Here is a 19,884-nt window from a genome sequence, read left to right as displayed (position 1 = left end):
GGGTGCGCGAACGGCGAAGGCCGGGCGATCTGTGATGATCGCCCGGCCTTCGCCGATTGCGTGAGGGTGTCTACCGACGGCTCAGAAGAACGCCGGACGGAACGTCTTGTTCCAGGACTCCTTGAAGCGCTCCTCCCAGTAGTCCCACCAGTGAGCGCCGTCGGGGCTGATGTGGGTGGTCAGGCGCACGCCGGGCACGGTGGCCACGCGGGCGATGTACAGCTGGCTGCTGGTCGACGCGGCGACCTCCAGCGGAACCATCTGTGCGAACTTGACCGGGTTGAAGCCGCCGTTGCCGGGGGTCAGCGAGCCGTCGTAGCGGCTGCCGACGCCGGTGCCGGACGAGACGTAGACGTGCTTGCCGACCAGGTTGCCCGCGGTGAGGAACGGATCGTTCGCTCCCCACTCGCCCAGCGGGTAGGTGCCCCACATGTTGGAGGGGTTGCCGCCCATTTCGGCGACCGAAGCCTGAATGCCCTGGGTGAAGCCGGGCATGGTGACAGTCGGGTAGCCCGAGTAGGAGGCCACGGCGTCGTAGAAGCCCGGGTGGCGCGACGCCAGGTTCAGCGCGGCGGTGCCCGACATGGACAGGCCGGCGATACCGTTGCGACGGTTGTCCGACTCGTGCTTGTTCTTCATGTACCGCGGGAGTTCCTGGGTGAGGAAGGTCTCCCACTTGTTCACGCCGAGTGCCGGGTCGCGCTGCTCCCAGTCGGTGTAGAAGCTGCCGCCGCCGCCGAACGGGATGGCGACGTTGACGCTCTTGCCGTTCATGTACCGGGCGACGTTGGTCTCGATGAGCCAGCCGCTGTTGTTGCGGGGGGCGCGCAGACCGTCGAGCAGGTACAGGGTCGGAGCGTTCGGCTTGCCGGCGCTGACGATGCAGACCGGAACGCTCCGGTGCATGGCGTTGGAGCGGACCTGCTCCACGTTGCAGCCGGGGGCGGCCTCAGCGGTCGGGGTGGCGATGGCGGCGGCGGCGCCGCCGAGCGCCGTGGCGGTGGCCAAGGCAACGGCGAGCAAGCGCTTACGGGCGCTGGAGAACATGCAAGATTCCTTCACTGCGATCTCGGCCACCATGGGCGGCCTCGGTCGTGGGCCACCACAGAGTACTAGTACCTAGGGCCCGCGTACGAGTTGAAGGGTAACGGACCGATAACGACGACGCAATCGGATGAGGTCCGGGGGCCTGCGCCTATTGTGTGGAGCAGGCCACATTCGGTGTGTGGGGCCGGGGTGAATACGGAAGGAACTGCTGTGGGCGGAGAACGACAGGCCGATGCGATCGTCGTCGGAGCGGGGTTGGCCGGGCTGGTGGCCACCTATGAACTGACGCAGGCGGGCAAGAAGGTCGTCGTCGTCGATCAGGAGAATCGGAACAACCTCGGCGGGCAGGCCTTCTGGTCGCTCGGTGGACTCTTCCTGGTGGACAGCCCCGAGCAGCGGCGCCTCGGCATCAAGGACTCGCCCGAGCTGGCCCTGCAGGACTGGATGGGCTCGGCCGGTTTCGACCGCGAGGACGAAGACTTCTGGCCGCGCCAGTGGGCCAGCGCCTACGTCGACTTCGCCGCCACCGAGAAGCGCGACTACCTGCACGCCCTCGGCCTGCGCTTCACCCCGGTGGTGGGGTGGGCCGAGCGCGGCGGCGGGTTCGCCGACGGACACGGCAACTCGGTGCCGCGCTTTCACCTCACCTGGGGTACCGGGCCCGAGGTGGTCCGCGTCTTCCTCGAACCGGTGCTGGAGGCGGAGAAGAAGGGACTCGTGGAGTTCCGCTGCCGCCACCGCGTCGACGAGCTGGTGCTGTCCGGGAACGGCGCGGGGAGCGAGGGGAACGACGGTCCGGGCGACGCCGCGGTGATCGGGGTGCGCGGCGCGCTGCTCGAGGACACCGATGCCGAGCGCGGCGTGGCGAGTTCACGCACCGAGGTGGGGGAGTTCGAGATCCTGGCACCCGCGGTGATCGTCACCAGCGGCGGCATCGGCCACAACCACGACATGGTGCGGGAGAACTGGCCCGTCGAACGTCTCGGCCCGGTGCCCGAGCACATGATCGCCGGCGTGCCCGCCTATGTCGACGGACGCATGCTGCGGATCACCGAGGCGGCCGGTGCCAATCTGGTGAACCGCGACCGGATGTGGCACTACACCGAAGGCATCCACAACTGGGATCCGATCTGGCCCGACCACGCGATCCGCATCATCCCGGGACCGTCGTCGCTGTGGCTGGACGCGAACGGCAACCGGCTGCCCGCACCGAACTTCCCGGGCTTCGACACCAACTCCACCATGAAGGCGATCCTGGACACCGGCTACGACTACTCGTGGTTCGTGCTGACCGGCGACATCATCGCCAAGGAGTTCGCGCTGTCGGGCTCGGAGCAGAATCCGGATATCACCGGGAAGTCGTTGAAGACCGCGGCCAAGGCGCGGCTGGCCAAGGGCGCGCCGGATCCGGTCAAGGCGTTCATGGACCACGGCATCGACTTCGTGGTCCGCGACAACCTGCCCGACCTGGTCGCCGGGATGAACGAGATCGGCCGCGGCGGACACATCGATCTGCAGAGCCTGGAGCGCACGCTGTCGGCCCGCGACACCCAGGTGGAGAACGGCTACGCCAAGGATGCGCAGATCATGGCGATGCACAATGCGCGAAACTACCTGGGCGACAAGGTGGTTCGCGTGGCGAAGCCGCACCGCATGCTCGACCCCGAGCACGGCCCGCTCATCGCCGTCCGACTGAACATCCTGACCCGCAAGACGCTCGGCGGACTCGAGACCAACCTCGACGCCCAGGTGATGCGGCCCGACGGCAGCGGGTTCGACGGCCTGTACGCGGCCGGTGAGGTGGCCGGCTTCGGCGGCGGCGGCGTGCACGGCTACAACGCGCTGGAAGGCACCTTCCTCGGCGGCTGCATCTTCTCCGGTCGTGCGGCGGGCCGGGCGGTCGCTCGACTCTGAGCATTCCCCGGTCCTGACGACGAGGCCCTGTCCGCTGTGTGCGGACAGGGCCTCGGGTCGTTCTGGAGCTCAGGGGGCGGGAGGAGCGGTGCGGGGAGGATCCTCCGGCGGCACCGGGATGTCGGCGATCGGGTTGCCCTCGATGGGGGCGAAGTCGTCGACCGGGGCGCCCGGCAGCGGCGGCAGGTCCAGATCCGGGATCGGCCGGAACGAGACGGTGTCGGCCATCGCGTCGATCGGCCGGCCCCAGTAGTCGGGATCGTCGACTGCCGGTGTGTAGGGGAGGGCCGTGGTCGGCGGGTCGTTCGGGATCACCTCGGTCGCCGCGGCCGCGGCCGGAGCTGCGATCACCGCGGTGTGCGCCCCCGCGGAGCGCCCGTCGAAGTCGTAGCCGGGCAGGTCGCCGGCTGCGGGGCCGTCGTCGAGGGGACCGTCGTTCGGGTCGTCCCCGTCGGCGTGCTCCCCGTTGCCGTCGCCCCCGTCGTCGGACGGATCGCCGTCCTTGCGGCCGCGGAACACCAGCAGGCCCCACACGGCGAGCATCAGGGCGCCGAGCACGCCCAGGATGATCGGTACGTAGGTGCCGCCCCACTTGAGCAGGTTCACGTACTTGTCGGCCCGCTGGACCTGTTCGGTGACGGTGGCCTCGGACCACTGGAAGTTGGCGTTGAGGGCGTCCATCCGGAAGTCGCGGATGGCGGCCGGGACGTTCTCGCTGTCGTCGACCGACCGGAAGTACTGGTGCTGCTCCTCGTAACCGTCGACGATGGTGCCGGTCACCGGCTCCACGTAGACGTGCCGTTCGGCGGTGGCGAAACGGTGCATGTTGATCATCCGGCTGGAGCGGATGCCGCGGCCGGAGATGCCCCACCATTTGGCGGGCATGTTCAGAATGGTGCCGAGCGGCGCCTCACCCTGCGGGTTCGGCAGATCCGATAGGTCGGTCTCGGGCACCTCGGTCTTGAAGTGGTACACCTTCAGGCCCTGGATCGTCTTCTCCTCGACGAAGCTGGCGACGGTGTCCTGGCGCGTGTTCAGGTCGTAGTAGTAATAGTCCTGCTTCTGCACGTCGAAGCCGAACTTGTACTGGAAGCCCTTGCGGTCCTCGAGCTGCACCGAGACGTCTTCGAGCGGCACGCCCTCGGTGTCGGCCTCCAACTGCAGCGAGCTCACCACGCCGTTGGGCGCAGAAGTCTTGCGGTTCACCGAGACTCGGTCGATGTTGGCGGTCAGCAGACCGTCCGAGCATTTCCGCTCTTCGTCGGCAGGGGCCACGGTCGGCACGGTCTCCTTGCCGTCGCGCCCCTCCACCCGGTCGATGAGCACCGTCTGCGCGGACTGCAGGGTCGCCTGATCGGCGTTCGACGGCTCGACGATGATCGAACGACGCTGCTGAACGAGGTTGACGTTCAGCAGCGCGGCCTTGGACTTGGTGACCGAGCAGCGGTCGAATATGACCGCCGGGAAGCGGCTGGCGGACTCGCCCGGCGCCGAAACGGTGCCGGCGTCGGAGGTGATGTCCAGGTCCAGCGGCACCACTTTGAGCTGGCCGACCAGATAGGTCGGGATGGTGATCGCGGCGGCGATGCAGGCCAGGCCGAGGAAGGCCAGCAGGGCCATCGCGACTCGTCTCATGAGTAACAGCCTAGGCGTTTGGGCGCTCTGCGCGGCGATCCCGCTCGGCTTCCTTCATGATCGAGGCCATGTATCCGTAGATCTCGCGGTCGGAGATCGCCTTCCAGCGCGGCGCCAGGAGCTTCATGTACTTCTCCACGTAGAGAAGCTGTTTGCCGACGAGGACCAGTTCACGGGGGAGCCGGGCGTCGTGCGCCTTGGCCACCGCGGCGAGCTGTCGACCGAGGTCGGTGTAGCTCATCGACCCCAGTTCGGTGGTCGACAGCGGCGCGGCCACCTTCTTGAGATCTTCGCCGCCCTTGGTGGTGGAGCCCGGTCGGTGCACGGCGCCGAGGAGGAAGATGGCGCGCCCGGCCGAGTCGTAGTCCTGCTTCACGATCAGGTCCACCACCAGCTGACGCAGGATGCGGCGGGTGCGCGCGTTGAAGCGTCCAACGATGCCGAAGTCGAGCAGCACCAGCTTGCCCTCGTCGTCGACGAGGACGTTGCCCGCGTGCAGGTCGCCGTGGAAGAGGCCGCCGTGGAAGGCCGAATCCAGTAGGGACAGAAGAAGATTGCGGCAGAGTGCCTCGCCGTCGTGGCCGGCGGCGCGGACCGCGGCGGCGTCGTCGATCCGGGTCGCGTAGATCCGTTCCATCGTCATCACGCGCGCGGTGGTCAGTTCCGTATAGACCTTGGGGACGCGCACGCGGGAGCCGAACTGGCCGGGCTGCAGGCAGTCGAACCACTCGGTCATGGTGGCGGCTTCGTTGCGGAAGTCGAGCTCGGCGTCGAGGCCGTCGGCGAAGTCCTCCACCACGTGCCGCGCGCTGAGCATGCGGCCGTACTCGGAGAACTCGACGAGGCCGGCGAGGCGTTCGAGGATCGCGACGTCGGGGGCGAGGCGGTCGGCGATGCCCGGGCGCTGCACCTTGACCACCACTTCTTCGCCGGTGTGCAGGGTGGCGGTGTGCACCTGCGCGATGGAGGCGGAAGCGATCGGCTCGTCGTCGAACGTCGCGAAGACCACCTCGGCGGGTCGGCCCAGCTCCGCTTCGACGATGCGGTGCACCTCGGCGGTCGGTGCGGGGCGGACCTGGTCGAGCAGCGATTCGAACTCGTTCGACAGTGCCGGACTGAACACGCCGGGGCTGGAAGCGATCAGCTGGCCGAGCTTCACGTACGTCGGTCCGAGGTGCTCGAAGGTGGTGCGGAGTTCGCGGGCCACGTTCGCCGGGCCGGGGAGTTCACCGCGCGTCAGGCTGGTCGCCGAGCTCAGCAGCAGTCGGCCGACGCCGGCGGCGGCGTGGGCGGCGGTGGAGGTGAACCGGGTCACCTCGGTGGCGGTCGACACCGCGGGCAGCTGTTTCCGGACGAGGCCGTCAGCAGGCGTTTGGGTCATCACGGTTCCGGAGTCTAGTCGCAGGTACGCTGAACCCTAGTTTTCGATTGTGGGTCGATAACTGGTGTGTAGCAGCGGAAGGCAGGTGACGCGATGAACGAGGAAACCCGGGCTGACCTGGTGGTGGTCGGTGCAGGAGTGGCCGGATTGACCGCGGCGCTGTCCGCCGCCGAATCGGGACTAAAGGTGGTGGTCCTGAACAAGGGGCGGCACTGGCGTCCCGAGGACGCCGACCAGTCGACCTCGACCTTCTACGCCCAGGGCGGCATCGCGGTGGTGCTGCCCGACAACGACGAGGACAGTCCGGAGCTGCACGTGGCCGACACGCTCGCGGCCGGGGCGGGGCTCACCGAGCAGGCGCCGACCGCCGAGATCGTCGGCGCGGGCTGGGCGTCGATCCGCCGGTTGATCGGGTGGGGCGCGCAGTTCGACACGGGCGCCGACGGGCGATTCCTGCGGACCCGCGAGGGCGGCCACTCGGTGCGCCGCATCATCCACGCGGGCGGCGACGCGACCGGCGCGCAGGTGCAGGCGGCGCTCGGCGCGGCCGTGGTGCAGTCGCCGGTGCAGGTGTTCGACGAGGCCCGCGCGGTGGAGGTGTTGACCGGAGCGTCGGGCCGGACCGCCGGGGTGCGCTACCGCACCGACGACGGGGACGGCGTGGTGTGGGCGCCGACCGTGCTGCTCGCGACCGGCGGCGTGGGGCATCTGTACGCGGCCACCACCAACCCGGCCGGGGCCACCGGCGACGGTCTCGCGTTGGCGCTCCGGGCGGGCGCGGCGGTCGCCGACCTGGAGTTCGTCCAGTTCCACCCGACGATGCTCTACGTGCCGGGGGCGCGGGGGCGGCGCACGCTGGTCAGCGAGGCGCTGCGCGGTGAGGGCGGCCGGCTGGTCGACGCCGAGGGGAACTCGGTGACCGCGGGCGTGCACCCGATGGGCGATCTGGCGCCCCGCGACGTCGTGGCGCGGGCGGTCACCGCGGCGATGGCGCGCACCGGCGCTCCGTGCGTGTACCTGGACACCACGCCGATCGACGATCTGGCGCGTCGCTTCCCGACGGTGATGGCCGGCGTGGCGTCCGCGGGCGTGTCGCCGGTCGACGGGCTGCTGCCGGTGGTGCCCGGCGCGCACTACCTGTGCGGCGGCGTCGCGACGGACGTGTACGGACGCACCCGCGTACCGGGTCTGCTGGCGGCCGGCGAGGTGGCGCGCACCGGTTTGCACGGCGCCAACCGGCTGGCCTCCAACAGCCTCCTGGAGGGGTTGGTGATGGGGCGACGGGCCGCCGAGGTCGCGGTGTCCCGGCGCACGGAACCTGCCGAAGCGGCGTCCACGCAGGTGGCCGACGAGCTGCCCGCCGCCGACCGGAAGTCGTTGCAGGACAAGATGTCCGGAGCGGTGGCCCTGCTCCGCGATGCCTCCGGACTGGCCGCGGTCGCGGACTTCCTGGACGCGGCGCCGCGGCGTGATCAGCAGTCGCGTGCGGGCACCGAGGACGCCGCCTTGACGCTCACCGCACGGGCCGTGGTGGCGGCCGCCGCCGCGCGGGAGGAGTCGCGCGGATGTCACTACCGGGCCGACCATCCGGACCCGGCCGCCGCGTCGTCGTCTCGGACGTTCCTGCTCCGCGAGGGGGAATTGGTGGTTGACTCGGCGTTTGCGGGGTCCTGGCGTGATGTAGGTGCAGGTTCGTAGACTACTTGCGAGTACTCGAGAGAAGGTGGCCGTCGATGGCGCAAGACCGTTGCTGGTCATCGATCGTGACTGCACCCGCCGATAGGGCGGCACTTCGTCTCGATAAAGCCGCCGCCTGGCCGCTCGCGTGCGAGCTCCCCAAGGGGCACGGCGGACCGCACGCCAGCGACGGCGGACGCGGCGGGGCGGGCCGTCGCCGGTGGATGCTGTGGGACGATTTCGCGCGCACGCCGCGCGCTGCGCGCGATCTCGACGCCTGCCGAGGCCGATCCATCGACAATGCGGCGTGTCGCCTGTTCGACGGCCACGGCGGTGCCCACGTTTTCCCCGCGCCGCGTTCGGCGCCTGCTCGACCGATCCACCAGGGGGCGGAGATGGCCAAACAGTCGAAGAAGCCCAAGCCCAAGGCCGCGCCGAGCGTGCCCGCGGCGCCGAAGCCGCGCCCCGTCGTCGAACCTCCGGCGCCCGCGCCGGTGCCGCCGACCGCTGCGGCGCCTCGGCCCCCGGTTGAGCCGGTCAAGCCTGCTGTCGTTCCGCCGAAACCTGTTGCGGAGCCGGTCGAGCCGGCCGCCGAAAAGGTCGAGCCCGTCGCTGATCCGGTGGCACCGGCGGCGGAGCCGGTCGCCGAGCGGCCTGCGGAGCGGGTCTCGATGATCACGATCAACGAGTACAACGACCTGACCCGGACCTCGCTGATCGAGGTGATCCAACCCGACGGCACTGCTCGCACGGTGATCGCGCCGGTCAGCGCCGTTCCGGCGGCCGGTCGGACTCGGCACTCCGCCACCACGACGACGATCGAGGGCTCGCTCTCGGACTTGGAGGCGGCGACCGCCGAGGCCGCCGTCGCCGCGGCGGCGCTGCCGGAGGGCGAAGGCCTGGTACGACAGCAGGTCAGCGAGGCCCTGCGCGAGATGGCGCAGGCGCTGTCCAAGCTGGCCGAGAGCCTCGACCCCCGCTGACAGCCGGCCCCATTGGGCGGCGACCCGCCCCAAAAGGCGTCACTCGTGCGTAGAGGCGGCACCCGGGGTTGCCGCCCCTGTTCCCGGCTGCCGCCGTTGTTGCGGAGGGCCGCCTCAACGTCGGACTAATACCCCTACTGGGTAGGGGTTGACACCGGGGATCGGTAGTCGCATACTGCTAGGGGGTAGAGGCAAGGAGGTCGCAGATGAGCGACGGTCACGGGTACATCGCCGACAAGGCGGCCTACGTTCGACGGCTCAAGCTGATCGAGGGTCAGGCCCGCGGCCTGCAGCGCATGGTGGACGACGAGGTCTACTGCATCGACATCCTCACGCAGGTCACCGCGATGAAGCGGGCCCTGGAGTCGGTGAGTCTGGAACTGCTGCGCGACCACATGGGGCACTGCGTGGTCGACGCCGCCCGCGAGAGCGACGACGCCGCGGCCGCCAAGATCGACGAGGCCATGAAGGCCATCACCCGCCTGGTCAAGAGCTGACCGCTCCCCGCGGGCGGCACACGAAGTCGAAGAGAACAGCACGGAGAAGAGGAATCACCATGAGCGTCAAGAACATCACCGTCACCGGCATGACCTGCAACCACTGCGCGATGTCCGTGCGCGAGGAGATCGAAGAACTCGCCGGCGTCACCGGCGTGCAGGTGGATGTGGAGTCCGGTCGCGTGCAGATCACCAGCGACGCCGACCTCGACGACGCAGCGGTCACCGCGGCCGTCGTCGAAGCCGGTTACCAACTCGCATGACCTCGCCGGTGGCGCGGATCGGCGCCTTCGTGGCCGGACTGCTCGCCGTCTTCGGCATCGCCTTCGGCGTCGGCGTCGCAGTCGGTCCGTGGGACGTCGACACCGCGCCCTCGCACTCCACGCACCAGCAGGAATCTCCTCAACAGGGTTCTCCTCAGCAACACGTAACGACGGAAGTGCCTCATGACGGCCACTGATATCGCCGCGCTCACCAGCGGCACCACCGCGCGCGAGATCGACCTCGAGCTCACCGGCATGACCTGCGCCTCGTGCGCCAACCGCATCGAGCGCAAACTGAACAAGCTGCCCGGCGTCAGCGCCGTGGTGAACTACGCGACCGAACAGGCGCACGTCGAGTTCCCCGACTCGGTGACGCTCGACGACCTGGTCGGCACCGTCCAGTCCGCCGGATACGACGCGGCGCCGGTGCCCGAGCCGTCGGCCGCCCCGACCGTCGACGACGGCAGCGGCGACGGGCCGCAGACCCGCGCGCAGCGCGAGGTGGCCGAACTCCGTCAGCGCCTGCTGATCTCCGCCGTGCTGACCATCCCGGTCATCGCGGTCGCGATGATCCCGGCCTGGCAGTTCACCAACTGGCAGTGGTTCTCGCTGACCCTGGCCGCGCCGGTCGTGGTCTGGGGCGCGTGGCCGTTCCACAAGGCTGCCTGGATCAATCTCCGCCACGGCGCCGCGACCATGGACACCCTGGTGTCGGTGGGCGTCACGGCGGCCTTCGGCTGGTCGCTCTACGCGCTCTTCTGGGGCACCGCGGGCACGCCGGGCCTCCGGCACGGCTTCACCTTCCTCGCCTCGCGCGGCGACGGAGCGTCGCACATCTATCTGGAGGCCGCCGCGGGCGTCACCACCTTCCTGCTGGCCGGCCGCTACTTCGAGAAGCGGTCCAAGCTGCAGGCCGGCGACGCCCTGCGCGCGCTCGCCGAGGTCGGCGCCAAGGACGTGACCGTGCTGGTCGACGGCCGGGAGAAGACCATCCCGATCACCGAACTCGCGGTGGGCCAGCAGTTCGTGGTCCGCCCGGGCGAGAAGATCGCCACCGACGGCGTGATCGTCGACGGCGCCTCCGCGGTGGATCAGGCGATCATCACCGGTGAATCCGGGCCGGTTCAGGTGCAGGCCGGCGACACGGTGATCGGCGGCACCGTCAACGCCGACGGTCGCCTGGTGGTCACCGCCAGTGCGGTCGGCGCGGACACGGCGCTGGCCCAGATCTCCAAGCTCGTCGCCGACGCGCAGACCGGCAAGGCGCCGGTGCAGCGTCTGGCCGACCGGGTGTCCGGCGTCTTCGTGCCGATCGTCATCGCGATCGCCGTCGGAGTCCTCGGCTTCTGGCTCGGCGTGGGCGGCGGCACCGTGCTCGCGTTCACCGCCGCGGTCGCGGTCCTGGTGATCGCCTGCCCCTGCGCGCTGGGTCTGGCGACCCCGACCGCGCTGATGGTCGGCACCGGCCGCGGCGCCAAGCTCGGCATCCTGCTCAAGGGGCCGGAGGTCCTCGAGTCCACCCGCCAGGTGGACACCATCTTCCTGGACAAGACCGGCACCGTCACCACCGGTGTGATGGCCGTGCGGGACGTGCACCCCGCCGACGGCGTGAGCGCCGACGAGCTGCTGGCGCTGGCCGCCGCGGTGGAAGCCGGATCGGAGCACCCGATCGGGCGGGCCATCGTCACGCACGCGACCGAGCGCGGTCTGACCGTGCCGAGCGCGGCGGACTTCACCAACCTGGCCGGCGCCGGTGTGATCGCCGTGATCGACGGCGCGTCGGTCGCGGTCCGCGGTCCGCGCGACGTCTCCGTGGCGCTGCCCGAGGCGCTGTCCGGGCAGATCGCCGCGGCGCAGGCCGAGGGCGGCACCCCGGTGATCGTCACCCGGGGACAGCACGACGACGAGTCGGTCCTCGGCGTGGTGGTCGTCGCCGACGAGGTGAAGCCGACGTCGGCGGCCGCCATCGCCCAACTGAAGAAGATGGGGCTGACGCCGGTGCTGCTGACCGGCGACAACCGCGGCGCCGCCGAGCACATCGCCCGGCAGGTCGGTATCGATCAGGTGATCGCGGACGTGACTCCGGACGGGAAGATCGCGGCGATCGCGGCCAAGCAGGCCGAAGGCCACGTGGTGGCGATGGTCGGCGACGGCGTGAACGACGCGGCGGCGTTAGCCGGCGCGGACCTGGGGCTCGCGATGGGTACCGGTACCGATGTGGCCATCGAGGCCAGCGATCTGACGCTGGTGCGCGGTGACCTGTGGTCGGTGGCCGACGCCATCGCACTCTCCCGCCGGACGCTCCGCACCATCAAGGCCAACCTGTTCTGGGCGTTCGCCTACAACGTCGCGGCCATCCCGCTCGCGGCGGCCGGGCTGCTCAATCCGATGATGGCGGGCGCCGCGATGGCGCTGTCGTCGGTGTTCGTCGTCGCCAACAGCCTGCGCCTTCGGGGCTTCCGTCCGGTGGCTCGGTAGAACAGGTTCTCGTCCCGCTAGAACATGTTCTAGTCTGGGCGCATGAGCGGATTGGACCTTCCCGAGAACATCAACATCGACGACGTCCCGGAGTTCGGCGAAAGCGTCGACGTCCTGGTGCTCGGCGCGGGCATGGGCGGGTGCTGTGCGGCACTCGAGGCCGCCCGCGCCGGCGCGTCGGTGTTGGTACTGGAGCGTTCGGCGGCGGCCGGCGCCACCAGCTGCATGGCCGGCGGACACTTCTATCTCGGCGGCGGCACCGCGGTGCAGGAGGCCACTGGCCACACCGACAGCCCCGAGGAGATGGCCAAGTACCTGACTGCGGTCTCGCCGGATCCGGAGCCGGAGAAGATCACCGCGTACTGCGAGGACAGCGTCGAGCACTTCAACTGGCTCGAGGCCCTCGGCTTCGAGTTCGAGCGCACCTTCTTCCCCAACAAGGCCGTGATCCAGCCGCAGACCCAGGGTCTGATGTTCACCGGCAATGAGAAGGTGTGGCCGTACTACGAGAAGGCCGTGCCTGCACCGCGCGGACACAAGGTGCCCGTGCCCGGCGACACCGGCGGCGCGGGCATGGTGATCGGGCTGCTCGTGGAGCGCCTGGCCGACGAGAACGTCGAGATCCGCTACGAGACCGGCGGGCGTCGCCTCGTCGTCGAAGAAGGTCCGGACGGGCAGTCGCGCGTGGTGGGCGTCTACTGGAAGAACACCGACGGCGCCGAGGGCTACATCCGCGCCAAGTCCGTGGTGATCGCCGCGGGCGGCTTCGTGATGAACCCCGACATGGTGGCCGAGTACGTGCCGCAGCTCGCGCAGAAGCCGTTCACCCTCGGCAGCACCTACGACGACGGTCTGGGCCTCCGCATGGGTGCGTCCGTCGGCGCCGAGCTCAAGCACATGGGCGAGGCGTTCATCACCGCGCCGGTGTACCCGCCGTCGATCCTGCTGACCGGACTGGTGGTCAACGCCGAGGGCAGGCGCTTCGTCACCGAAGACTCCTATCACTCGCGCACGTCCGGCTTCGTGATGGATCAGCCGGGGGCCAAGGCCTTCCTGATCGTCGACGAGGCCCACATGGAGCGGCCCGATTTCCCGCTCGCGCCGTTCATCGACGGCTGGGAGACCATCGACGAGATGGCCGACGGTCTGGGCATCGACCGCGAGGTCCTGAACGCCACCATGTCGCGCTACAACGAGTATGCCGCGCGCGGCGAGGATCCGGACTTCCACAAGACCGCCGAGTTCCTCGCCCCGCAGGACACCGGTCCATGGGCCGCGTTCGACATGTCCCTGGGCAAGGCGCTGTACGCCGGCTTCACCATGGGCGGCATGGCCACCACCGTCGACGGCCAGGTGCGTCGCGAGGACGGCTCCGTCATCGACGGTCTGTATGCCGCCGGTGCGTGCGCCGCGAACATCGCGCAAGACAGCAAGGGCTACGCCAGCGGTACCCAGCTCGGAGAAGGTTCCTATTTCGGGCGTCGTGCAGGACGGCACGCTGCCGCTCAGTGACCTAGGTAACGCGGCGAAGAGGCCGCGGGTGGCGCATGTTATCTTTTTGCCACGTTTTTAACAGCGGGTTCCAAGCCTCACCAGGCGACCCGTGACCTGACGTGTCCAGTCGGCAGCTGCACGACCAACCCTTCCCGGTAGCTGCGTCAGGGGCTGGTGGCGTTCCCGGTCTGGGAGGTCACTGAAATTTAGGTGTACAGGATTTAGGTGTACAGAACATGAGTGTGGGAGAGGCAGTTACATGCTGATCGGTATCCCCCGGGAAACGAAGGCGGGCGAGACTCTCGTCGCGGCGACGGCCAAGACCGTCGCCCAGCTGCAGCAACTCGGGTACGACGTAATCGTCGAAGCCGGTGCGGGCACCCTCGCCGAACAGCCGGATGCGGCGTTCGCCGAGGCGGGCACGCGCGTCGGTTCGGTCGACGAGGTGTGGGCGGCAGACGTCGTCGTGAAGGTGAATGCACCGACCGACGCCGAGATCGCTCGGATGCGCCGCGGCGCCGTCCTGATTTCGATGATGGCGCCTGCGCGCGATCCGGAACTGGTGCAGAAGCTGACCGACGCCGGGATCACGGCGCTGGCCATGGACGCGGTGCCGCGTATTTCGCGCGCCCAGTCGATGGATGTGCTGAGTTCCATGGCCAACGTCGCGGGCTACCGCGCCGTGGTCGAGGCGGCCCACGAGTTCGGTCGTATGTTCACCGGACAGGTCACCGCTGCGGGCAAGATCCCGCCGGCCCGCGTCTTCGTGGTCGGCGCTGGTGTGGCCGGTCTGGCCGCGATCGGCGCCGCGTCGGCGATGGGTGCGGTGGTCCGTGCCTTCGACGTGCGGCCCGAGGTGGCCGAGCAGGTCGAGTCGATGGGCGCCGAGTTCGTCCACGTCGACTTCGAAGCGGAGAAGTCTGAGGACGGCTACGCCAAGGAGATGACCGCCGAGCAGGAAGCGGCGACCGCGTCGATGTACGACGAGGAGGCCCGCGCGGCCGACATCGTCATCACCACCGCGCTGATCCCCGGCCGCCCGGCACCCAAGCTGCTGAGCGCGGACACCGTCGCCGGTATGCGCAACGGCTCGGTGATCGTCGACATGGCGGCGGCCAACGGCGGAAACGCCACCGGCACCGTCACCGGCGACAAGGTGGTGACCGCCAACGGCGTCACCATCCTCGGCTACACGGATCTGGCCGGCCGCCTGGCCGCGCAGACCTCGCAGCTGTACGGCACCAACATCGTGAACCTGCTGAAGCTGCTCACCCCGGGCAAGGACGGCGAGCTGACGCTCGACATGGACGACGTGGTGCAGCGCGGAATCACCGTGGCGCGCAACGGCGAAGGCATGTGGCCGCCGCCCCCGGTGCAGGTCTCGGCCGCACCCAAGGCCGCCGCGGCGGCACCCGTCGAGGTGGCTCCGCCCAAGGAGCCGATGTCGGCGGGCAAGAAGGTCGGTCTGGTGCTGCTCGGCATTGTGGCCTTCTTCTTGGTCAACGCCTTCGCCCCGGGTGACATCCCGCAGCACTTCACCGTGCTGATGCTGGCGATCGTGATCGGCTACTACGTGATCGGCAACGTGGCGCATGCCCTGCATACGCCGCTGATGTCGGTGACGAACGCCATCTCCGGCGTCGTGGTGGTCGGTGCGATTCTGCAGTTGGCCACCACCAATGTGACCGTTCTGGTGCTGTCGACCATCGCGATCCTGGTCGCGTCCATCAACGTCTTTGGTGGCTTCGCGGTTACCCGTCGCATGTTGGCGATGTTCAGCAAGGGGGCCTGACGCGCCATGACTATTGAAACCATGACTTTCGCGGCGTACATCGTCGCCTCGTTGCTCTTCATCCTGTCGCTGGCCGGACTGAGCAAGCACGAGTCCGCCAAGAGCGGCCTCACCTACGGCATGGTCGGTATGGCCATCGCTCTGGCCGCCACCATCACCATGATGGTCAAGGACCTCGATCACCTCGAGTTCGCCGGCGCCTCGTTCAACAAGTGGCTCCCGATCGGTCTGCTGATCGGTGCCATCGTGATCGGCGCGGCGATCGGCTTCTGGCGCGCCAAGGTCGTCGAGATGACCGGCATGCCCGAGCTCATCGCGCTGCTGCACTCGTTCGTCGGCTTCGCCGCCGTGCTCATCGGCTGGAACGGCGCCATCACCGGCGTCCACGCCAGCCCGGGTGACGCCGACTACGGTGCCCTGGTCGGCATTCACGCCGCCGAGGTCGCGATCGGCATCTTCATCGGTGCGGTGACCCTGACCGGTTCGATCGTGGCCAACCTGAAGCTGTCGGCCAAGATGAAGTCCGCCCCGCTCATGCTGCCGGGCAAGAACGTCATCAACGTCGGCTCGCTGGTGGCCTTCGTCGTGCTGACCGGCGTGTACGTCGCGCGGGACGTCAAGGACGACACCGTCGGCTACGTGCTGCTCGGTGTGATCACCGCGCTGGCGCTGTTCCTCGGCTGGCACCTGGTCGCCTCCATCGGCGGCGGCGACATGCCGGTCGTGATCTCCATGCTGAACTCGTACTCCGGTTGGGCCGCGGCCGCGTCGGGCTTCCTGCTCGGCAACGACCTGCTCATCGTCACCGGTGCGCTGGTGGGCTCCTCGGGTGCGTACCTGAGCTACATCATGTGCAAGGCGATGAACCGCTCGTTCATCTCGGTGATCGCCGGCGGCTTCGGTATCGAAGCGCCCGCGTCCGACGACACCGATTACGGCGAGCACCGCGAGATCCAGGCCGACGCCGCAGCCGAGCTGCTGGCTGGCGCCAAGTCCGTGGTCATCACCCCGGGTTACGGCATGGCTGTGGCCCAGGCGCAGTACCCGGTGGCCGACCTGACCGCCAAGCTGCGTGCGAAGGGCATCGAGGTTCGCTTCGGTATCCATCCGGTGGCCGGTCGTCTGCCCGGTCACATGAACGTGCTGCTCGCCGAGGCGAAGCTGCCGTACGACATCGTGATGGAACTGGAAGAGATCAACGACGACTTCGCCGAGACCGACGTGGTCCTGGTGATCGGTGCCAACGACACCGTGAACCCGGCCGCCGCCGAGGATCCCAGCTCGCCGATCGCCGGCATGCCGGTGCTCGAGGTCTGGAACGCCAAGGACGTCATCGTGTTCAAGCGGTCGATGGCCGCCGGTTACGCCGGTGTGCAGAACCCGCTGTTCTTCCGGGAGAACACGCAGATGCTGTTCGGTGACGCGAAGGACCGCGTCGAAGACATCATCGCCGCGCTCTAAGCTCCATCTGCTCGTAGCGTTTCGAAGGGCCGCACACCGTCTCGGTGTGCGGCCCTTCGTCATGTCGTGCGCCGGTGCGCCACGGTGCATCGGTAAAACAACGGCGTCCTGGCGGCCGCCAATGCATATACGTCGTCGGTGCGCGCCAGGACGCCGTTGTTCTACCGGCCCCGGAGACGCCTGATAGCCCGACCGCGGGCGGCCCCCTTGTCGGGGACGGCGCGGTCAGGCTGCCAGGTACTGCTCGAGGAGCCGTTCGACTCCGGATCGGTGGGACTCGTCCGGGTGCGGGCGGACCACCGCGGGCGGGATCGGTGGATCGGTGTCGGAGACTTCCGCCATGCGGGTGTTGAGTCCGGCCATCGGGTGGTGGTCGGCGAGCTTCTCCGGGTGGAAGAAGGGGTTGACCAGCCACGGACCGGGCCGTCCGACGGGTCGCCAGCCGATACGGCCCGCGTCGGGGCCGTCGGTCAGGACGGTGGACTCCCACTGGCCGGGCTTCTTGCCGTTCCACCGATTGTGCTTGCCGCACGCGGCGCCGAGATGGTCGATGTCGTGGGCTGACCCCGTTTCGTAGGTCCAGTCGTTATGAGAGTCGTCCTGTTGCCCGCGGTCGCGGGCAGGGAGACTGGTCAGATCATGACGAACAGCAGGAAGCGTCACACCCCGGAGCAGGTCGTCCGTAAGCTCGGGCAGGCCGACAGGATGCTCACCGATGGTCAGGACGTCGCGGCGGTGTGCCGGGAGCTGGGGGTGTCCGAGCAGACGTACTACCGGTGGCGGAACCAGTACGGCGGCCTCAAGGCCGACGACGCAAAGCGCCTGAAGGAGTTGGAGAAGCAGAACGCGACCCTGAAGCGTCTGCTCGCGGAAGCGGAGCTGGAGAAGGCCGCGCTCAAGGAGCTGGCTGAGGGAAACTTCTAAGCCCGGACAGGCGCCGCGCCGCCGTCGATCACCTCAAGCGCAAGTTGCGGGTGAGCGAACGGATGGCGTGCCGTCTGGTCGGGCTGAGCCGCTCCGCGTACCGGCGACCGCTCAAGGGCGACACGGTCACGGACCCGGATCGGGCGCTCAGGGAGTGGCTGCGCGCCTGGGCGAAGGACCATCCCCGCTACGGGTATCGGCGGGCGTATCACGACGCCCGCGCCGAGGGGTGGGTGGTGAACCACAAGAAGATCCAACGCCTGTGGCGTGACGAAGGGCTCCGGGTCCCGCAGCGGCGTCGACGCAAGCGCGTCGGGTCCTCGACCGTCGACGCGCCGACGGCGGACGCGCCGAACGTGGTGTGGGCCGTGGACTTCCAGTTCGACGCCGACGAGCACGGACGATTGATCAAGATCTGCTCGATCGTCGACGAACACACCCGGGAGTGCATCGGCGGCCTCGTGGAGCGCTCGATTACCGCCGACCGACTCACCGCCCACCTCGAGGACCTCGTCGCCGCCCGGGGCGCCCCGGCGGTGCTCAGGTCGGACAACGGGCCGGAGTTCATCAGCGAGGCGATGGCCGACTGGGCCGGCACCCGCACCGGCCTGTCCTACATCCCTCCGGGCTCGCCGTGGCGCAACGGGTACGTCGAGTCGTTCAACAGCCGGATCCGCGACGAGTGCCTCAACATCAACAGCTTCTACTCGCTGCTGCACGCACAGGTCATCATCGGCGACTGGAAGGACGAGTACAACCACCACCGCCGGCACTCCTCGCTCGGCTACCTAACCCCAGCCGAGTACGCTCGGCAGTGCACCCATCAAATGGAAACCGACGACTCACAGAACGTCCGGACCGAATGAAGGGGGCGGCTCAGTCGGTCCGGCCGCCGTCGGTCCAGTCCGGCATGTGGTGGGCCTGGGTGCGCGCGAACGGGACGCTGCAGCCGACGGTGGTGCAGCCGCGGTCGCGGCCGAACAGGGCCAGGCGCTGGGCACGGGAGGCGAGTCGGCGCCCGCGACCGAAGTACAGCACCTGCGAACCGGCGCCGGCGAACACCTCGAGCCACGGCACCACGCTGCCGGCCAACTGCACCAGATCGCCGACCGGCAGACGGGTACCGGTGGCGGTCAGGGCGACACCGGCCTGCCGGGCCAGGTCGGTCTCGGCGACCGTGATGACGAGTTCGGAGGACAGGCTGCCGTTCGGCGCGACGCCGGTCTGGGCGCGCTCCCACTCCATCAGCGCCTGCAGCGCATCGTGCTGACGCTGCGTGAGGGAGCGGTCGTCGCGTTCGGCGGCCGCCGCGAGGACCGCCGGGTCCAGGCCGGGCTGGTCGGCCGCGCCCCGCGGGGATTCGGGATCGTCGGGGTTGTTCATCCCCGGCGCCGCCCACTGGGCGAGGGTCACTTCCAGTCGTGCGCGGGCCACCGGGGTCAGGCGGGCGCGGATCTTGCTCATCAGCTGGCGGTCCTGGCCCTGCAGCGAGAAGCTGCGCTGCCGTCGGCGGTCGGTGTCGTCGGACAGTTCGCCGTCCGGGTCGAGCCACGCCAGAATCCGGTTGCCCACCACGCCGACCCCGTTGGGCCCGAGGGTCTTGGCGGCCTCGGCCAGCATGGCTTCGGCCTTGGTGCGGTCGCCGGTGGTGGCCGCGGCCGGCACCTTCTCCATCACCTCGGCGATGACGAGGACGTTCTCCCGGCCGATCTCACCGTCGGCGACGGCTGCCTCGGTAGCGGTCAGCGACGGCTCGAGACGTTCGCCGGTCATGGCGGTGAACCGACCGAGCGCGGTCGCAAGCCGGGCGCGGCGATGGGCTTCGCCCTCGCCCAGGCGCAGACCGCCCGAGTACAGCGCGAACGGCGAGACGAATCCGCCCTTGCGGTAGGCGCCGCGGTCGCTGAGTTCCACGTAGAGAGCGGCGTCGAAGATCTGGCGCGCGGCCAGGGTGCGCTCGCGGGCTTCCAGCAGATCGAGCAGGCCGTCCTCGTTCTGCCGGGCCAGAGCAGCCTCCTGCAGTTGCTTCTCGGCGGCGTCTTGAACGGCGAGAAGCTGCTCCGGACACAGGTCAGCCACCAGCGCGAGCGCATCGAATGCGTCGTCCATGCCGGTCACCTCCCGGGCCTGACCACTGGTTTCCTGCTTCACACTCCAAGTTACGCCCAATATGGTGTGCATGCAACACTTTGGCCGAACTAATTTTCGAGCACTTTTCCGGCGGTCCGGTGCCTCGCCGGGAGTGAGGTGACGCATCGGTAAAACAACGGCGCCCTGGCGGCCGCCGAGGCGTATAGGCCATCGGTGCGCGCCAGGACGCCGTTGTTTTACCAAGCGG

Annotated in this window: 16 protein-coding genes; 11 read left to right on the top strand and 5 right to left on the bottom strand. The window is 69.1% G+C overall.

The window, feature by feature from the left end; all coding sequences use genetic code 11:
- Nucleotides 1-81: 81 nt before the first annotated feature.
- Nucleotides 82-1,047: an alpha/beta hydrolase gene (locus tag MUG78_RS05415; RefSeq protein WP_246992909.1), complete on the bottom strand. Its 966-nt coding sequence runs from the start codon at nucleotides 1,045-1,047 to the stop codon at nucleotides 82-84.
- 210 nt (nucleotides 1,048-1,257) lie between these two features.
- Between MUG78_RS05415 and MUG78_RS05410 the strand changes: the two genes are divergently transcribed.
- On the top strand, nucleotides 1,258-2,961 hold the full coding sequence (locus MUG78_RS05410) for an FAD-binding dehydrogenase (protein WP_246992907.1): 1,704 nt from the start codon (nucleotides 1,258-1,260) through the stop codon (nucleotides 2,959-2,961).
- A 69-nt stretch (nucleotides 2,962-3,030) separates the two neighbouring features.
- Here MUG78_RS05410 and pgfA read toward each other — a convergent pair whose 3' ends face one another.
- Together pgfA and MUG78_RS05400 are read right to left on the bottom strand one after the other, a co-directional pair.
- A complete protein-coding gene (gene pgfA / locus MUG78_RS05405) occupies nucleotides 3,031-4,596 on the bottom strand; it encodes a cell envelope lipid trafficking protein PgfA (RefSeq protein ID WP_246992905.1) in 1,566 nt (521 codons plus the stop codon).
- Nucleotides 4,597-4,606: 10 nt separating this feature from the next.
- The gene (locus MUG78_RS05400; RefSeq protein WP_246996852.1) at nucleotides 4,607-5,977 is read right to left on the bottom strand and encodes an ABC1 kinase family protein; all 1,371 of its coding nucleotides are present in this window, start codon (nucleotides 5,975-5,977) and stop codon (nucleotides 4,607-4,609) included.
- Between the two features lie 93 nt (nucleotides 5,978-6,070).
- Between MUG78_RS05400 and MUG78_RS05395 the strand changes: the two genes are divergently transcribed.
- The 9 genes from MUG78_RS05395 to pntB all read left to right on the top strand — a co-directional run bounded on the left by MUG78_RS05395 (nucleotide 6,071) and on the right by pntB (nucleotide 16,622).
- Nucleotides 6,071-7,675 (top strand): L-aspartate oxidase, encoded by a 1,605-nt coding sequence (locus tag MUG78_RS05395; RefSeq protein WP_246992903.1) that lies wholly within the window; start codon nucleotides 6,071-6,073, stop codon nucleotides 7,673-7,675.
- A gap of 35 nt (nucleotides 7,676-7,710) precedes the next feature.
- Nucleotides 7,711-8,637: a hypothetical protein gene (locus tag MUG78_RS05390; protein WP_246992901.1), complete on the top strand. Its 927-nt coding sequence runs from the start codon at nucleotides 7,711-7,713 to the stop codon at nucleotides 8,635-8,637.
- Nucleotides 8,638-8,843: 206 nt separating this feature from the next.
- A complete protein-coding gene (locus MUG78_RS05385) occupies nucleotides 8,844-9,134 on the top strand; it encodes a metal-sensitive transcriptional regulator (protein ID WP_246992891.1) in 291 nt (96 codons plus the stop codon).
- A 59-nt stretch (nucleotides 9,135-9,193) separates the two neighbouring features.
- Nucleotides 9,194-9,397, top strand: coding sequence for a heavy-metal-associated domain-containing protein (locus MUG78_RS05380; protein WP_246992889.1), 204 nt, complete (start codon nucleotides 9,194-9,196; stop codon nucleotides 9,395-9,397).
- Nucleotides 9,394-9,594, top strand: coding sequence for a hypothetical protein (locus tag MUG78_RS05375; protein WP_246992888.1), 201 nt, complete (start codon nucleotides 9,394-9,396; stop codon nucleotides 9,592-9,594). Before MUG78_RS05380 ends, MUG78_RS05375 begins: the two co-directional genes overlap by 4 nt.
- Nucleotides 9,581-11,875, top strand: a complete 2,295-nt coding sequence (locus tag MUG78_RS05370; protein ID WP_246992886.1) for a heavy metal translocating P-type ATPase — start codon at nucleotides 9,581-9,583, stop codon at nucleotides 11,873-11,875. The genes MUG78_RS05375 and MUG78_RS05370 overlap by 14 nt, the downstream gene beginning before the upstream one ends.
- A 42-nt stretch (nucleotides 11,876-11,917) precedes the next feature.
- A complete protein-coding gene (locus MUG78_RS05365; protein WP_246992884.1) occupies nucleotides 11,918-13,387 on the top strand; it encodes an FAD-binding protein in 1,470 nt (489 codons plus the stop codon).
- A gap of 241 nt (nucleotides 13,388-13,628) precedes the next feature.
- A complete protein-coding gene (locus tag MUG78_RS05360) occupies nucleotides 13,629-15,161 on the top strand; it encodes a Re/Si-specific NAD(P)(+) transhydrogenase subunit alpha (protein ID WP_246992882.1) in 1,533 nt (510 codons plus the stop codon).
- Nucleotides 15,162-15,167: 6 nt separating this feature from the next.
- The gene (gene pntB / locus MUG78_RS05355; RefSeq protein WP_246992880.1) at nucleotides 15,168-16,622 is read left to right on the top strand and encodes a Re/Si-specific NAD(P)(+) transhydrogenase subunit beta; all 1,455 of its coding nucleotides are present in this window, start codon (nucleotides 15,168-15,170) and stop codon (nucleotides 16,620-16,622) included.
- A 225-nt stretch (nucleotides 16,623-16,847) separates the two neighbouring features.
- On the opposite strand, the gene MUG78_RS05350 is transcribed toward pntB, so the two are convergent.
- Nucleotides 16,848-17,285 (bottom strand): hypothetical protein, encoded by a 438-nt coding sequence (locus MUG78_RS05350; protein WP_372493131.1) that lies wholly within the window; start codon nucleotides 17,283-17,285, stop codon nucleotides 16,848-16,850.
- Here MUG78_RS05350 and MUG78_RS05345 point away from each other — a divergent pair.
- Nucleotides 17,262-18,412 (top strand): IS3 family transposase gene (locus tag MUG78_RS05345; RefSeq protein WP_110477080.1). Its coding sequence is split into 2 segments (ribosomal slippage): nucleotides 17,262-17,532 and nucleotides 17,532-18,412, totalling 1,152 coding nucleotides; the frame shifts between segments, so codons are not numbered across the junction. The two genes, MUG78_RS05350 and MUG78_RS05345, sit on opposite strands and share 24 nt — an antisense overlap.
- A gap of 10 nt (nucleotides 18,413-18,422) precedes the next feature.
- Here the strand turns inward: MUG78_RS05345 and MUG78_RS05340 are convergent.
- The gene (locus tag MUG78_RS05340; RefSeq protein ID WP_246992878.1) at nucleotides 18,423-19,655 is read right to left on the bottom strand and encodes a DUF222 domain-containing protein; all 1,233 of its coding nucleotides are present in this window, start codon (nucleotides 19,653-19,655) and stop codon (nucleotides 18,423-18,425) included.
- Nucleotides 19,656-19,884: the final 229 nt, after the last annotated feature.

The sequence above is a fragment of the Gordonia alkaliphila genome (assembly GCF_023017165.1).
Classification (GTDB): Bacteria; Actinomycetota; Actinomycetes; order Mycobacteriales; family Mycobacteriaceae; genus Gordonia; species Gordonia alkaliphila.
This window is presented reverse-complemented; position numbering and strand designations above follow the sequence as displayed.

Coding starts and splice junctions, on each gene's coding strand:
- MUG78_RS05415 (WP_246992909.1), bottom strand. CDS start 1,047: ATGTTCTCCAGCGCCCGTAAGCGCTTGCTCGCCGTTGCCTTGGCCACC.
- pgfA (WP_246992905.1), bottom strand. CDS start 4,596: ATGAGACGAGTCGCGATGGCCCTGCTGGCCTTCCTCGGCCTGGCCTGC.
- MUG78_RS05400 (WP_246996852.1), bottom strand. CDS start 5,977: ATGACCCAAACGCCTGCTGACGGCCTCGTCCGGAAACAGCTGCCCGCG.
- MUG78_RS05395 (WP_246992903.1), top strand. CDS start 6,071: ATGAACGAGGAAACCCGGGCTGACCTGGTGGTGGTCGGTGCAGGAGTG.
- MUG78_RS05390 (WP_246992901.1), top strand. CDS start 7,711: ATGGCGCAAGACCGTTGCTGGTCATCGATCGTGACTGCACCCGCCGAT.
- MUG78_RS05385 (WP_246992891.1), top strand. CDS start 8,844: ATGAGCGACGGTCACGGGTACATCGCCGACAAGGCGGCCTACGTTCGA.
- MUG78_RS05380 (WP_246992889.1), top strand. CDS start 9,194: ATGAGCGTCAAGAACATCACCGTCACCGGCATGACCTGCAACCACTGC.
- MUG78_RS05375 (WP_246992888.1), top strand. CDS start 9,394: ATGACCTCGCCGGTGGCGCGGATCGGCGCCTTCGTGGCCGGACTGCTC.
- MUG78_RS05370 (WP_246992886.1), top strand. CDS start 9,581: ATGACGGCCACTGATATCGCCGCGCTCACCAGCGGCACCACCGCGCGC.
- MUG78_RS05365 (WP_246992884.1), top strand. CDS start 11,918: ATGAGCGGATTGGACCTTCCCGAGAACATCAACATCGACGACGTCCCG.
- MUG78_RS05360 (WP_246992882.1), top strand. CDS start 13,629: ATGCTGATCGGTATCCCCCGGGAAACGAAGGCGGGCGAGACTCTCGTC.
- pntB (WP_246992880.1), top strand. CDS start 15,168: ATGACTATTGAAACCATGACTTTCGCGGCGTACATCGTCGCCTCGTTG.
- MUG78_RS05340 (WP_246992878.1), bottom strand. CDS start 19,655: ATGGACGACGCATTCGATGCGCTCGCGCTGGTGGCTGACCTGTGTCCG.